This window comes from Pseudomonas sp. NPDC098740, assembly GCF_044760065.1.
Taxonomy (GTDB): domain Bacteria; phylum Pseudomonadota; class Gammaproteobacteria; order Pseudomonadales; family Pseudomonadaceae; genus Aquipseudomonas; species Aquipseudomonas rossensis.
In genome coordinates this window covers 41,871-54,630 of the sequence record NZ_JBIWAM010000023.1, presented here as the reverse complement: position 1 = coordinate 54,630, position 12,760 = coordinate 41,871, and the positions used below count along the sequence as shown (strand labels likewise).

The 12,760-nt window shown below is 59.0% G+C and carries 14 protein-coding genes and 1 pseudogene; 6 read left to right on the top strand and 9 right to left on the bottom strand.

Features of this window, described 5'->3' with window-relative positions; genetic code table 11:
* Positions 1-23: 23 nt before the first annotated feature.
* The 3 genes from ACIQU2_RS23200 to ACIQU2_RS23190 all read right to left on the bottom strand — a co-directional run bounded on the left by ACIQU2_RS23200 (position 24) and on the right by ACIQU2_RS23190 (position 1,416).
* Entirely contained in the window at positions 24-197 is a 174-nt protein-coding gene (locus tag ACIQU2_RS23200; protein WP_074870992.1) for a DUF3094 domain-containing protein, read from the bottom strand.
* 68 nt (positions 198-265) lie between these two features.
* Positions 266-793 carry an MOSC domain-containing protein gene (locus ACIQU2_RS23195; protein WP_403144180.1) on the bottom strand — a complete coding sequence of 176 codons (528 nt, stop codon included), beginning with the start codon at positions 791-793 and terminating at the stop codon, positions 266-268.
* A complete protein-coding gene (locus ACIQU2_RS23190; RefSeq protein WP_008154887.1) occupies positions 790-1,416 on the bottom strand; it encodes a DUF1780 domain-containing protein in 627 nt (208 codons plus the stop codon). Before ACIQU2_RS23190 ends, ACIQU2_RS23195 begins: the two co-directional genes overlap by 4 nt.
* Before the next feature lie 251 nt (positions 1,417-1,667).
* On the opposite strand from ACIQU2_RS23190, the gene ACIQU2_RS23185 reads away from it, so the two are divergent.
* From ACIQU2_RS23185 to ACIQU2_RS23175, 3 genes are read left to right on the top strand one after another with little or no spacing between them, the layout of a single operon-like run.
* A complete protein-coding gene (locus tag ACIQU2_RS23185; RefSeq protein WP_403144178.1) occupies positions 1,668-3,035 on the top strand; it encodes an aromatic acid/H+ symport family MFS transporter in 1,368 nt (455 codons plus the stop codon).
* Positions 3,032-4,252: a benzoate/H(+) symporter BenE family transporter gene (locus tag ACIQU2_RS23180; protein ID WP_403144177.1), complete on the top strand. Its 1,221-nt coding sequence runs from the start codon at positions 3,032-3,034 to the stop codon at positions 4,250-4,252. Before ACIQU2_RS23185 ends, ACIQU2_RS23180 begins: the two co-directional genes overlap by 4 nt.
* Positions 4,253-4,269: 17 nt before the next feature.
* A complete protein-coding gene (locus ACIQU2_RS23175; protein ID WP_403144176.1) occupies positions 4,270-5,535 on the top strand; it encodes an OprD family porin in 1,266 nt (421 codons plus the stop codon).
* An 8-nt stretch (positions 5,536-5,543) separates the two neighbouring features.
* Here the strand turns inward: ACIQU2_RS23175 and ACIQU2_RS23170 are convergent.
* Positions 5,544-5,636: pseudogene (locus ACIQU2_RS23170) on the bottom strand (DUF2790 domain-containing protein); the annotation flags it as partial.
* Positions 5,637-6,215: 579 nt separating this feature from the next.
* On the opposite strand from ACIQU2_RS23170, the gene ACIQU2_RS23165 reads away from it, so the two are divergent.
* Both ACIQU2_RS23165 and ACIQU2_RS23160 read left to right on the top strand, forming a co-directional pair.
* Positions 6,216-6,905, top strand: coding sequence for an energy-coupling factor ABC transporter permease (locus ACIQU2_RS23165; protein ID WP_347803825.1), 690 nt, complete (start codon positions 6,216-6,218; stop codon positions 6,903-6,905).
* 63 nt (positions 6,906-6,968) lie between these two features.
* Positions 6,969-7,184 carry a hypothetical protein gene (locus ACIQU2_RS23160; protein WP_347803824.1) on the top strand — a complete coding sequence of 72 codons (216 nt, stop codon included), beginning with the start codon at positions 6,969-6,971 and terminating at the stop codon, positions 7,182-7,184.
* A 3-nt stretch (positions 7,185-7,187) separates the two neighbouring features.
* Here ACIQU2_RS23160 and yacG read toward each other — a convergent pair whose 3' ends face one another.
* From yacG to pilB, 5 genes are read right to left on the bottom strand one after another with little or no spacing between them, the layout of a single operon-like run.
* Entirely contained in the window at positions 7,188-7,388 is a 201-nt protein-coding gene (gene yacG / locus ACIQU2_RS23155) for a DNA gyrase inhibitor YacG (RefSeq protein ID WP_223485972.1), read from the bottom strand.
* Positions 7,385-8,008: a dephospho-CoA kinase gene (coaE, locus tag ACIQU2_RS23150; RefSeq protein WP_347803823.1), complete on the bottom strand. Its 624-nt coding sequence runs from the start codon at positions 8,006-8,008 to the stop codon at positions 7,385-7,387. Before coaE ends, yacG begins: the two co-directional genes overlap by 4 nt.
* Complete coding sequence (locus ACIQU2_RS23145) at positions 8,005-8,877, bottom strand: A24 family peptidase (protein ID WP_347803822.1); 873 nt, start codon at positions 8,875-8,877, stop codon at positions 8,005-8,007. Before ACIQU2_RS23145 ends, coaE begins: the two co-directional genes overlap by 4 nt.
* A 1-nt stretch (position 8,878) precedes the next feature.
* Entirely contained in the window at positions 8,879-10,096 is a 1,218-nt protein-coding gene (locus ACIQU2_RS23140) for a type II secretion system F family protein (protein WP_347803821.1), read from the bottom strand.
* Between the two features lie 2 nt (positions 10,097-10,098).
* Positions 10,099-11,799, bottom strand: coding sequence for a type IV-A pilus assembly ATPase PilB (gene pilB, locus ACIQU2_RS23135; RefSeq protein ID WP_347803820.1), 1,701 nt, complete (start codon positions 11,797-11,799; stop codon positions 10,099-10,101).
* A 225-nt stretch (positions 11,800-12,024) separates the two neighbouring features.
* Between pilB and ACIQU2_RS23130 the strand changes: the two genes are divergently transcribed.
* A complete protein-coding gene (locus tag ACIQU2_RS23130; RefSeq protein ID WP_403144173.1) occupies positions 12,025-12,456 on the top strand; it encodes a pilin in 432 nt (143 codons plus the stop codon).
* Positions 12,457-12,760: the final 304 nt, after the last annotated feature.

The window sequence follows — 12,760 nt, the reverse complement described above, 5'->3', positions numbered from 1 at the left end:
TACCCGAGCGAGCGCGATGCTGCTCATAGCGTCAGGTAACTGATAAATCGGCTCAACAGGCCTAAACCAATGGTCACTGCCAACACCACCACCAGGAGCATCCACGGCCGGAAAGGCCGGCGCTCGACTTGGTGCTGGGACAGTTGCAGGTACTCTTCGACATGCTTTTGGTCGTCGGGGTTCAGGCGGCTGGTCATATTGGGTCTCGTCAGGAGTAGACGTTGCTAAATGTGTAGAAGCTACAAGCAGGCTGCTGTGCAACACGTTAGCCCACATTGAACGGAGCATAGCCGCTGGCAGGAATGGGCTCGACGCTCACCGTATCGTCCAGGCGAATGATCCCACTTTGTAACACTCGGGCTGTGATTCCGCCATGTCCGCGAACGGCCTGAAAGGTCCCGGGGCCGAGGTTGTTTTGCAAGCGTGCGCAAGGCTGGCACCAACCGGTGGTTTCGAAAATCGCCTGGCCGATCCGGAAGCGACGGCCCTTGAGGCTGAACAGGTTGATACCGCTGATAACGAGGTTGCGCCGCAAATCATTCGGTAAGACCGGTTTGTCGTCCGGGCGGCCCATGAGCGAGCTGATCACTGCCAGATGCTCCCACTGAATCAGCGTCACCTGCCGCGCATTGCGTGCGCCGGGCCGGGCTCGATCGCCGGTCAAACCGGCCTCAAGCCGCGCTTCCACGGCCTCCAGTTCAATCATCGGAGCATGAGGTGCCGGGCGCACGCCGATCCAGCGTACGCGGCCGATTTGCGGAACTTCAGCAATCAGTTCCTGCAATGGACTCACAGGCTGATCCCGACGTCGAAGACGATGCTGCGGCCGAGGTTGCTGCGCAGGAAATCCGGGGCGTCCGGGTGTGCGAACAGCACACGGGCGAAGGTCGGACCGACCAGCGACAACGAGCGCCAGCCCTGGCGCAGGTATTCGGTCGGTGGCGGGAAATGGCTGTTGAGGTCCAGCACTTCGCGCTTGAGGCTGGCGAAGGCGATGATGTCCAGTTCGCCCAGGTCCATGCCGCGTTCTTTGTAGTTGTGCGCTTTTTTGCGCAAGGTTGGCGCCAGTCTCAACAAAAACTCATTAGCCGGAATGCGCCGGGGCTTAGCCTCGCGGCGCACCAGCGAACTCAGGGAAAACGCGCTGCGTCGACGTTGCAGCTCATCGCGCCATTCATCGTTGAGGCGCCGACCTTCATCGAGTACGAAAAACACTTCGAAACTGGCGTCACGAAACAGCACGTCCGGCGGCTCCCCGGCCGGGGCGAATTCGTCGGCGCGATAGGGAATGTTCAGGCCTTGCAGCAGGCGCTGACACACCCAACGCTCACGCTCCCATTTGCGGGCATTGGACAGGAACGCGTTGGCTTGCTCGGCCGCGATGGTCAGCAGGCGTAAATAATCTGAGTCATCCATAAGCCCAAGCTTAGCGTTCAAATGCGATCGCAAAGAAGACAGTTTATCGGAGAGGGTCAGATCTGCCGGATCTGCGGCGCGCCATCCCCACAACACTCCTCATCCCACGCCCTGTTCAGGGCATTGCACAAAACGGATAGCGATCTGCGCAAAGCGGATATTGCCCCGTGCCTGGCGCCTCTACCCTCGGCTGTACGGACGTGAGCCGTGCTACCGACGCTCTAAAAAAACAACAACAAGAGATAGATGCCATGCGCAAGATTGACGTACATGAGGTTATCGACAACGCACGATTCAACCGCTTCCACTGGATGGTGCTGTTCTGGTGTGCACTGATCATCATCTTCGACGGTTACGATTTGGTGATCTACGGCGTGGTGCTGCCGATGCTGATGAAAGAGTGGGGGCTCAGTCCCCTGCAGGCGGGCGCACTGGGCAGTTATGCACTGTTCGGCATGATGTTCGGTGCGCTGTTTTTCGGCCCGCTGTCCGACAAGATCGGCCGCAAAAAAGCCATTACGATCTGCGTGATGCTCTTCAGCGGGTTTACCGTGCTCAATGGTTTTGCCCGCAACCCCACCGAGTTTGGCCTCTGCCGGTTCATTGCCGGGCTCGGCATTGGCGGGGTGATGCCCAACGTTGTGGCGCTGATGAATGAGTACGCGCCGAAGAAGATCCGCAGCACGCTGGTGGCGATCATGTTCAGCGGCTATTCGGTGGGCGGCATGCTCTCGGCGGGGCTCGGTATCGTGCTGATCCCGAGTTTTGGCTGGCAATCGGTGTTTTACGTGGCGGTGCTGCCGTTGCTGTTGTTGCCGTTGATCATGTACTTCCTGCCCGAGTCGGTGGGTTTCATGCTGCGTCAGGGGCGCAATGAAGAGGCGCGCAACATCCTGCAGCGGATTGACCCGGCTTTCGTCGCGCAAACCGGCGATCAACTGCACATGAGCGAAGTGAAGGGCACTGGCACCCCGGTGTTGCAATTGTTCCGCGAGGGACGTGCGCTGCGCACGCTGATGTTGTGGCTGGCGTTTTTCTGCTGCTTGCTGATGGTCTACGCCTTGAGTTCCTGGCTGCCGAAACTGATGGCCAACGCCGGTTACAGCCTGGGCTCGAGTCTGTCGTTCCTGCTGGTGCTCAACTTCGGTGCCATTTTCGGCGCGGTCGGCGGCGGTGTTCTGGGTGACAAACTCAACTTGCCGCGGGTGTTGGCGGTGTTCTTCGCCGTGGCTGCTGTGTCGATCACCTTGCTGGGATTCAACAGCCCGATGCCGCTGTTGTACTTGCTGATCGCCATTGCCGGCGCCACCACCATCGGCTCGCAGATTCTGTTGTACGCCTGCGCCGCGCAGTTCTACTCCATGACCATTCGCTCAACCGGTTTGGGCTGGGCCTCGGGCATCGGGCGCAACGGTGCCATCGTCGGACCGCTGCTGGGCGGTGCGCTACTCGGGATCAGCCTGCCGCTGCAACTGAATTTCATGGCCTTTGCGTTGCCCGGTGCGGTGGCCGCCATCGCCATGACCGTGTTCGCCATCAGCAGTCGACGCAGTGCTAAACAAGCGCTGTCGGGCCTGCGCCACGGTTCGCCCGACGGGTCTGTTGGCGACGTTTCATGAGAGCGTTAGTCCGGGACTTTTCCCTGTCTGCGGCAGTCGCCGGATTTATCGCCACGGTGATTTCCTACGCAGGCCCGTTGGTGATCATCTTTCAGGCTGCCGAGACCGCGCACCTCTCGCGAGAAGTGCTGTCGTCGTGGGTCTGGGCGATTTCCATCGGCAGCGCCGTGCTCGGCATCGGTCTGAGCCTGCGTTACCGCGTCCCGGTGATCATCGCGTGGTCGGCGCCGGGCTCGGCGTTGCTGGTGGCGCTGTTGCCGGGGATCTCCATGCCGGAGGCCGTAGGTGCGTATCTGGTCAGCAGCCTGATTATTTTCCTGGTCGGGGTTTCAGGCGCATTTGACCGGATCATCGGCAAACTGCCCGCGGCGATTGCGGCGGCGATGCTGGCGGGGATTCTGTTCAGCTTCGGCACCGGGTTATTCATCTCGTTGCAGGGCAAGCCGCTGCTGGTGCTGGCGATGTTCGCCACGTACCTGATCTGCAAACGGCTGATGCCGCGGTATGCGGTGTTGATGGTGCTGCTGGTGGGCTGCTCGACGGCTTTTCTCGCCGGTGATTTGCGCAGCGAGGCGTTGGTGATCGGGTTGGCCACGCCGGTGTGGATCACGCCCGTGTTCAGCCTGAGCGCGACCCTGAATATCGCCTTGCCGCTGGTGATGGTGGCGCTGACCGGCCAGTTCGTTCCCAGCATGGCGGTGCTGCGCGCCAGCGGTTACGTAACACCGGCCGGCCCGATCATCGCCAGCAGTGCGGTGGGCACGGCGCTGTTGGCACCGTTCGGTTGCCATGGGCTGAATCTGGCAGCCATCACCGCGGCGATTTGTACCGGGCGCGAGGCCCATGAAGATCCCGGCAAACGCTATGTGGCCGGGGTTGTGGGTGGGCTGTGTTACCTGGTGTTGGGGATCTTCGGCGCCACCCTGGTTTCACTGTTTTCCGCGTTCCCCAAAGAACTGATCGCAGCCCTGGCCGGGCTGGCGCTGTTTGCTGCGATTGCCGGGGCATTGGCCGGCGCAATGGCCGTGCCGAGTGATCGCGAAGCCGCGTTGGTGACCTTTCTGACCACCGCGTCGGGCATGTCGTTGTTGGGTTTGTCCGCCGCCTTTTGGGGGCTGATTTTCGGCATGGTCACCCATTTGTTGTTAAACGCCCGTCGTCCCGTTCCCCGCCGCGAATCCGCTGCGGCTGAAGCACTTCAACCTGTCGATCAATAAAAATAAGAGAAAAAACGATGAAACAGATTCTTCCAACCGGTTCAGTGTTGTCCATGGCTGTCGTCTCGAGTTTCTCCGCCGGTGCGATGGCGGCCGAGGGCGGGTTCATCGAAGACACCACCGCCACCTTGCAAGCACGCAATTACTATTTCAGCCGGGACTTCTCCGACATCGTCGGGGCCAACCAACAGTCGAAGGCTGAAGAGTGGGCGCAGGGCTTCATCCTCAACGTCAAATCCGGTTATACCCAGGGCCCCGTCGGTTTTGGTGTGGATGTCATTGGCCTGCTCGGCCTCAAACTCGACAGCAGCCCGGACCGGGTCAATACCGGTTTGCTGCCGGTAAAGGATGATGGGCGTGCGGCGAATGATTACAGCCGACTGGAGGGCGCATTGAAGGTGCGTTACTCCAAAACCGAGCTGAAGGTGGGTGAGCTGCAACCCAATGTGCCGGTACTGGCCTTCAGCGATATCCGGCTGCTGCCGCCCAGCTATCAGGGCGCGAGCATCAGCTCGAACGAGATCAACGGCCTGACGCTGCAAGGTGGTCACTTGAACTCGACCAGCCTGCGCAACGAGGCTGGCGACGAAAAGATGCAAGCCATGCTCGGTCACGTACCGCAGCGTCAGGTCAGCAGTGATGGCTTCAACTTTGCCGGTGCCGATTACGCCTTCAACGATAAACGCAGCTCGGTCAGCGCCTGGTTTGGGCAACTGGAGGATATCTACAACCAGCGTTTTCTCGGCCTCAAGCACAGCGAGCCACTAGGTAACTGGATTCTGGGCGCCAATCTTGGATATTACGATTCGCGCGAAGACGGCAAAAAGCTGCTGGGCAACATCGACAACCAGGCGTTCTTCTCCTTGCTGTCAGCCAAGCGTGGCGGACACACGTTCTATGTCGGCTATCAGGGCATGTTCGGCGACAGCGCCTTCCCGCGAGTGTTTGCCAACATCAGCCCACTGGGTAACGAGGTGCCGACCTACGAGTTCGCCTACACCGATGAGCGCTCCTGGCAGGCGCGTTACGACTACGATTTCGCGGCCCTCGGCGTGCCGGGGCTGACCAGCACCGTGCGGTACATCACCGGCAACAATGTTGATACCGGCAAGGGGTTTGAAGGCAAGGACCGCGAACGCGATCTGGACATCGGCTATGTGCTGCAGAGCGGCAGTCTCAAAGGCCTCGGGATCCGTGTGCGCAATGCGATGGCTCGCTCCAACTACCGCAGTGATATCGACGAAAACCGCCTGATCCTCAGCTATACGTGGACGCTGCTATGAGGCGTAGATCACAGGCTGCTCAGGCAGTTACCCATCACCTGATACGTCACGCGATGAGTCTGGCCCTGATGATCGATGTAGACCATGGTGGCTGGGCCTACCGGCCGGCCTGTTTTCTCAACACCTGCGTGTACTGATCGTTCCCACGAGCAGCAAAGGAATGCCGCCGGGGAAGCTCCGCGTTCCGCTGTCTACGTGAGGCTTGAGTCCTGCGCATGGTGACGCGGAGAGTGGGAACGATCAGCGGGTGAGCGCTGAGTTCTGTTGACCTTGCTTTGGCTTTGGCTTTGGCTTTTGCTCTGGTTTTTGATCTTGATCTGCCTGCCCCTTTCCCAGAGGCCGAACGCAGGCGTTGCGCAGGGGGCACCGCGGCAAGGATGCCGCGGTAGCCGCCCCCGGCCATGGATGGCCGATGGCGGCGGGCCCCCGGAGCAATGCCGGAGTGAGGGCATGCCGAGCCTAGGCGAGGCACCGAATGGAGGGGCAGAAGCGCTTTGGTTACTTTCGCGCTTTTCGAAAGTGACTCGCTGTAAAAGCGAAACCGCCAGCAGCCGCTACGCAGAAACGGATATGCCCCCAATCGTAAAACGCCCCTCCGGAGCAAAGTCGAAGCGCATCCAAAGCCCGGTGTAGACTGAGAACCTGTCCTCTTTCGGCAAGACAAAGGAGTGCGCCTCACCATGATCGGTGCCGAATTACTGTCACCCGAATCCCTCGCGGCGGGGTGGTTGATCTATGTGCCGGTGCTGATCTGGGCCGTTGCGCGAGCACCGTGGGTCGAACTGTTCAGCGACAGTCGCCGCCAGCATCTGTTGTTCGGCACGGTGTTCGCGCTGTTCATGCTCTGGCTGGTGCGACAAGACTTCGACACCGGCGTGTCCTACCACTTTATCGGCATGACCGCCGTGACCCTGTTGCTCGACTGGCCGCTGGCGATTGTCGGCGGGTTGGTCGCGCAAGCGGGATTGGTGTTGCTCGGGCGGCAGGATCTTGCGGCGATGGGGGTCAACGGCGCGCTGCTGATTCTACTGCCGGTGCTGGTCACCGAGTGCTGCGCGATCCTGGTGGAGCGAGCGCAACCGCGTAATCCCTTTGTGTATATCTTCGTGTCCGGGTTTTTTGCAGCGGCGCTGTCGGCGTTGCTGTGCCTGCTGCTGGCGCTGTGGTTGCTGTGGTTCGACGAACGTTTCGCCATGCCGTACTGGCTGGAAGATTTTGTCGGTTATCTGTGGTTACTGATTTTCCCGGAAGCATTTATCAACGGCATGGTGGTCAGCGCGCTGGTGGTGTTTTGCCCTGAGTGGCTGGAGACGTTCAATCGCACGCGCTACCTTTCGGCGCCCTGGAAAGACGACGATCCCAAATCTTGATCCACATCAAATCCAAAAATCGCTGACGAATCCATGCTCGGGAAAACCTTCAGGAGCATCGAAATGAGTGTCTACGAATGGGCAAGGCAGGAGTTGCGCCAGAGTCTGGATGGGGCGCAGGAAGTGGGGTTTGATCCGGGTTTGAGCCTGCGCGCCTTGCTAAGCGCAGTGGTGCAACAGAGCAAGGCGGTGCGCAGCACCGCAGACCTGGCCGATGAGTTGCGTTTTCTTGCGGAAAACCTCGATGACAGCCAGGACTACGGTTTTATGCGGCCTTGAAGATCAGTGACGCGGGTCGAAGTCTTCGCTGAACAGTTCGTCTTCTGCATCCGGGCTGACTGGAATCTTGTGTTCTTCCGACGCCCAGGCGCCCAGGTCAATCAGCTTGCAACGGTCCGAACAGAAAGGCCGGAATTTGCTCTCGGGGCTCCATTCAACAGGGGCGCCGCAGGTTGGGCATTCGACGGTTGGGGTTTGGCTCATGACTGGCCTCCAGGCAAAGTAAGGTAAAAGTGATGCAGGCGTTCGACCTCGCTGTGCAGCCAGGCGAGGTCGCGGTCGTTGACCACCACATCGTCGGCGTGGCTCACGCGGTCCTGCCGGCTGGACTGGGCCTTGAGGATCGCCTGGACCTGTTGCTCGCTGGTCTGGTCACGCTGCAGGGTGCGCTCGATCTGTAATTGTTCCGGGGCATCGATCACCAGAACACGTTGGGTCATGGCGTACTGCCCGGACTCGATCAGCAGCGGCGAAACCAGAATCGCGTAAGGCGATTGTGCCTTGGCCAGATGATCGGCGATTTCCTTTGCGATCAGCGGATGCAGCAACGCTTCGAGCCAGCGGCGTTCCTCTGGCACTTCGAAGATCAGTTTGCGCAACGCCGCGCGATCCAGCTGTCCGTCGGCTTGCAATACGTCGGGGCCGAAGTGTTCGGCAATCTTTGCCAGCGCCGGGCGACCCGGTTCTACTACCCAGCGCGCTGCGTGATCGGCGTCCACTACGTGCACGCCCAGATCGATGAAGTGCTGGGCAGCCGCGCTTTTGCCGCTGCCGATGCCGCCGGTCAGGCCGAGAATCCAGGGTTTTTCCACAGGGGTATTCATTTCAAACCGACAAACTGCCAATAGAAGTCGGTTATTTGACCACCCCAGAGCAAGGCAATCCAGCCGGCAATTGCCAGAAAGGGTCCGAAGGGGATCGGTGTCGACGGTTTCGCGTTGCGCAGGCGCAGTAAAATCACGCCGACAACGGCGCCCACCATCGACGATAACAGGATGGTCAGAGGCAAGATCTGCCAGCCACCCCAGGCGCCAAACATCGCTAACAGCTTGAAATCACCGTGGCCCATGCCGTCCTTACCGGTGATCAGCTTGAACAGCCAGAACACTGTCCACAGCGCCATATAGCCGGCCACCGCGCCCCACAATGCTTCATGCAGGGACACGAAGAGCCCGAAGCTGTTGACGATCAGCCCCAGCCATATCAGCGGCAGCACCAGCACATCCGGCAGCAGTTGGTGCTCGGCGTCGATCAGGCTCATCGTCAGCAACCCCCAACTCAGGAGCAGCGCCATGCAGGCCTGCCAGCCGAAACCGAAATGCCAGGCGATGAACGCCGAGAGCAAACCGCAGACCAGTTCGGTCAGCGGGTAGCGTTTGCTGATGGCTGCCGTGCAGTTCGAGCATCGACCCTGTAAAAACAGATAACTGAGCACCGGAATATTTTCCCAGGCGCGGATTCGATGGCCGCAATGTGGGCACTGGGAGTGGGGTAGTATCAGGTTGAAGGTCGGCAGCGGCGTTTCGCCTGGCAAGCCCAACACTTCACGAGCCTCCTCACGCCATTCGCGGTCAAGCATTTTTGGCAGGCGCCAGACCACCACGTTGAGAAAGCTGCCAATCAGCAGGCCGACCAACATGGCTGCGATCACGAAGGTCAACGGGTGGAGGGTCAGAATGTCGTTCAAGGGCATGTCAGATCGCTGTGCCGAGTTGGAAGATGGGCAGGTACATCGCAACCACCAGGCCACCGACGATAACACCCAGCACCACCATGATGAACGGCTCCATCAGGCTGGTGAGGTTATCGACCATGTTGTCCACTTCGTCCTCATAGAAGCTCGCGACCTTGTCGAGCATGTCGTCCAGTGCGCCGGACTCTTCGCCAATCGCGGTCATCTGGATCGCCATATTCGGAAAGATACCGGAGGCGCGCATGGAGAAGTTCAGTTGCATACCGGTGGATACGTCCTGCTTGATGCGCAGCACCGCGCGCTTGAACACGATGTTGCCGGTGGCGCCGGCCACCGAATCCAGGGCTTCCACCAGTGGCACACCTGCCGCAAAGGTAGTCGACAGTGTGCGGGCGTAACGGGCCACGGCGGACTTGTACATCAGCGTGCCAATCAGCGGCAATTTCAGCAGCCAGGTGTCCATTCGGTCCCGAAAGGCTTGCGACGTTTTAAAGGCGTGGCGCACGCCGAAGATGGCCGCGATCAGCACGCCGAGCATCGCCCACCACCAGTCCTGCATGAATTCCGAGAGGCCGATGACCATCACCGTGAAGGCTGGCAATTCGGCACCAAACCCTTTGAACACCGATTCGAACTGCGGCACCACTTTGACCAGCAGAATCCCGGTCACAATGATCGCGACGAACACCACCGCCAGCGGATAGGTCATGGCTTTCTTGATCTTGGCCTTGAGGCTTTCGCTCTTTTCCTTATAGGTCGCCACTCTCTCCAACAGGGTATCGAGGGCACCGGCCTGCTCGCCGGCATCGACCAGGTTGCAGTAGAGCTCATCGAAATACTGAGGCTTTTTGCGCAACGACGCGGCGAAGCTGTTACCCGCCGCGACTTCCTGTTTCACCTCGTCGACCAGTGTGCGCATGGCCGGGTTATCGAAGCCTTCACCGATGATGTCGAAGGACTGCAACAGCGGTACACCGGCCTTCATCATGGTCGCCATCTGCCGGGTGAACAGAGCGATGTCCTGGGCCTTGATGCGCTTGCCCAGGTTGAAAATCGAGGCGGACTTCTTGCGTACCTTGCCGGGGGTGATGCCCTGTTTGCGCAACTGGGCCTTGATCAACGCCGGGTTCTGACCGCTCAATTCGCCCGTCATTTTGGTGCCTTTGCGGTCTGTGCCTTCCCAGGCAAAGACGCTGATTTTTGCTGCTTTGACCGCCATATTCAGTCCTTGGTGACCCGGTTGATTTCTTCAAGGCTGGTGATGCCTTGCATGGCCTTGAGCAGGCCTGACGTGCGCAGGTCGTTGAAGCCGTCTTTACGCATCTGACTGTCGATTTCCAGTGAATTGCCTTCGGCCATGATCAGCCGTTGCAGGTCCTGTGTGTTCTTCACCACTTCATAAATCCCGACTCGCCCTTTGTAACCGCCGTTGCAGTAATCGCAACCGACCGGTTCATAGATCGTGAACGAGCCGATGCGTTCCTCGGGGAAGCCTTCCTTGAGCAGCGCTTCCCGGGGAATCTCGATGGGTTTCTTGCAATGGCTGCACAGCTTGCGTGCCAGGCGCTGGGCAATGATCAGGCTGATCGAGGTGGCAATGTTGAAACCCGGAATGCCCATGTTGTGCAGGCGAGTCAGGGTTTCGGCGGCGCTGTTGGTGTGCAGGGTCGACAGCACCAGGTGACCGGTCTGGGCGGCTTTGATGGCGATTTCGGCGGTTTCGAGGTCGCGGATCTCTCCGACCATGATCACGTCCGGGTCCTGTCGCAGAAATGAGCGCAGCGCCTGGGCGAAGTCCAATCCCTGTTTGGGATTGACGTTGACCTGGTTGATGCCTTCCATGTTGATCTCCACCGGGTCTTCGGCGGTGGAGATGTTGATGTCCACGGTGTTGAGAATGTTCAGCCCGGTGTAGAGCGATACGGTCTTGCCCGAGCCGGTGGGCCCGGTCACCAGAATCATCCCCTGCGGCTGCTTGAGGGCGGCCATGTACAGTTCTTTCTGGTCGGGCTCATAGCCGAGGGCGTCGATGCCCATTTGAGCGCTGGACGGGTCGAGGATCCGGATCACCACTTTCTCGCCCCACAGGGTCGGCAGGGTATTGACCCGAAAGTCGATGGATTTGCTCTTGGACAGGCGCATCTTGATCCGCCCGTCCTGGGGCCGGCGCCGTTCGGAGATGTCGAGGCTGGCCATGACTTTCAGCCGCGCGGCGATGCGATTGGCCAGTTGAATCGGTGGTTTGGCGACTTCACGCAAGATACCGTCGGTACGCACCCGCACGCGGTAGGTTTTTTCATAGGGCTCGAAATGCAGGTCGGAAGAGCCGCTTTTGATCGCGTCCAGCAACATCTTGTGAACGAAGCGCACCACGGGCGCGTCATCGGCATCCTGTCCGGCGATGGCGTCTTGTTTGTTGTCATCGATCGACTCGATGTCCACGCCATCGAGGTCAACGTCGGCCATGTCTTCCAGGCCGGTGCCTTGGGTATCGAAGAATTTTTCGATGGCATCGGTGAGCTTGTCGTCTTCAACCAGGATGGCTTCGGTATTCAGCCCGGTGCTGAACTGGATGTCATTGATGGCTTGCTGATTGCTCGGGTCGGAAACGCCCACAAACAACTTGTTGCCGCGCCGCCAGAGGGGCAGCGCGTGATTCTGGCGAATCAGCTTCTCGCTGACCAGACCCTTGGGTTGGGTTTCCTTATCCAGACAGTTGAGGTCGAGCAAGGCCATGCCGAAGTGTTCCGAAGCGATCTCGGCGACCTGGCGACTCTTCACCAGTTTGTTCTGCACCAGATAACTGACCAGGGAGGTTTTGTTGCGTTGGGCTTGCTGATACGCCTGTTGCGCGCTTTTGTCAGTGAGCAGCTCGGCCAGGACCAATTGCTTGGCCAGACCGCTAAGGGCGATGTCATTCATTGGGATACCGGACGCAGACAGTTCATGACTTATAGCCTAGTCAAGCGGAGGAACCAAACCAGCGGCGTTCAGGTGACAAAAAGTGTCAGATAGTGCGGAATCTGGGGGTGGGAAAGGGCGTTGCACTCACTTTGCGTCCTGCCAACAGGGGGCTCGGCGCTTGGCATGGGCTGTGCTGCGGCTACTTCAGATCATGAGATTTCGACTCATGCATGGAGCTTGTCTATGAAGACTCAAAAAGGTTTTACCCTGATCGAGCTGCTGATCGTGGTGGCGATCATCGGGATTCTGGCGACGTTTGCGTTGCCGCAATATTCCAAGTACCAAGCGCGGGCCAAAGTAACGGCGGGGCTGGCTGAAATCAGCGCGTTGAAAGTGCCTTTCGAAGACACCATCAACCAAGGCACCGACCCTACATTGTTATTGGTTGCAGGTAACGCGGCGGCGACGACCTCTAATTGCACGTTGGCGGCTTCAGGCACAGCTTCGACAGGTGCAGGGACGATCACTTGTACGCTGGTTAATGCTCCAGGACCGGTGTTGGGCAAGACCATCACACTGACTCGCTCATCAGGGAACACGGCGGGTGCCTGGACGTGTGCCAGTAATGTCAACGCTGACTTCGCACCAAAAGGCTGTCCCGGCAGCGGCGTGTAATCTGGCTGCTTGATCTGTTGCCTCGTCTGTTGACGGGGCATTTTTTTGTTCGCCGTTCGGGGCAAATTGGAGTAATGAGAAAACTTCCAACAATTCATGGCCTTAGGCCTGCGGTAAAACCCGCAACTTGCATGTCGATAATTTGGAAGTCATGCATTTTGCATGATTCCGAAAATCAGGTGTTTTTGTAAGTTATTGATTTATATGTGTTTGTTGGCTGTCTCAAACTTGGCACAGCGTTCGCAATATCTCCAGTAACCCTGCTGACAAGACACGCAGCAGACTTTATGAAAAACAGGAGTTA

Excerpts from the sequence above, each read along its gene's own strand:
- ACIQU2_RS23180 (WP_403144177.1), top strand. The coding sequence starts at position 3,032 with ATGAGAGCGTTAGTCCGGGACTTTTCCCTGTCTGCGGCAGTCGCCGGA.
- coaE (WP_347803823.1), bottom strand. The coding sequence starts at position 8,008 with ATGAATACCCCTGTGGAAAAACCCTGGATTCTCGGCCTGACCGGCGGC.
- ACIQU2_RS23130 (WP_403144173.1), top strand. The coding sequence starts at position 12,025 with ATGAAGACTCAAAAAGGTTTTACCCTGATCGAGCTGCTGATCGTGGTG.
- ACIQU2_RS23190 (WP_008154887.1), bottom strand. The coding sequence starts at position 1,416 with ATGGATGACTCAGATTATTTACGCCTGCTGACCATCGCGGCCGAGCAA.
- pilB (WP_347803820.1), bottom strand. The coding sequence starts at position 11,799 with ATGAATGACATCGCCCTTAGCGGTCTGGCCAAGCAATTGGTCCTGGCC.
- ACIQU2_RS23160 (WP_347803824.1), top strand. The coding sequence starts at position 6,969 with ATGAGTGTCTACGAATGGGCAAGGCAGGAGTTGCGCCAGAGTCTGGAT.
- ACIQU2_RS23175 (WP_403144176.1), top strand. The coding sequence starts at position 4,270 with ATGAAACAGATTCTTCCAACCGGTTCAGTGTTGTCCATGGCTGTCGTC.
- ACIQU2_RS23185 (WP_403144178.1), top strand. The coding sequence starts at position 1,668 with ATGCGCAAGATTGACGTACATGAGGTTATCGACAACGCACGATTCAAC.
- yacG (WP_223485972.1), bottom strand. The coding sequence starts at position 7,388 with ATGAGCCAAACCCCAACCGTCGAATGCCCAACCTGCGGCGCCCCTGTT.
- ACIQU2_RS23140 (WP_347803821.1), bottom strand. The coding sequence starts at position 10,096 with ATGGCGGTCAAAGCAGCAAAAATCAGCGTCTTTGCCTGGGAAGGCACA.
- ACIQU2_RS23200 (WP_074870992.1), bottom strand. The coding sequence starts at position 197 with ATGACCAGCCGCCTGAACCCCGACGACCAAAAGCATGTCGAAGAGTAC.
- ACIQU2_RS23145 (WP_347803822.1), bottom strand. The coding sequence starts at position 8,877 with ATGCCCTTGAACGACATTCTGACCCTCCACCCGTTGACCTTCGTGATC.
- ACIQU2_RS23165 (WP_347803825.1), top strand. The coding sequence starts at position 6,216 with ATGATCGGTGCCGAATTACTGTCACCCGAATCCCTCGCGGCGGGGTGG.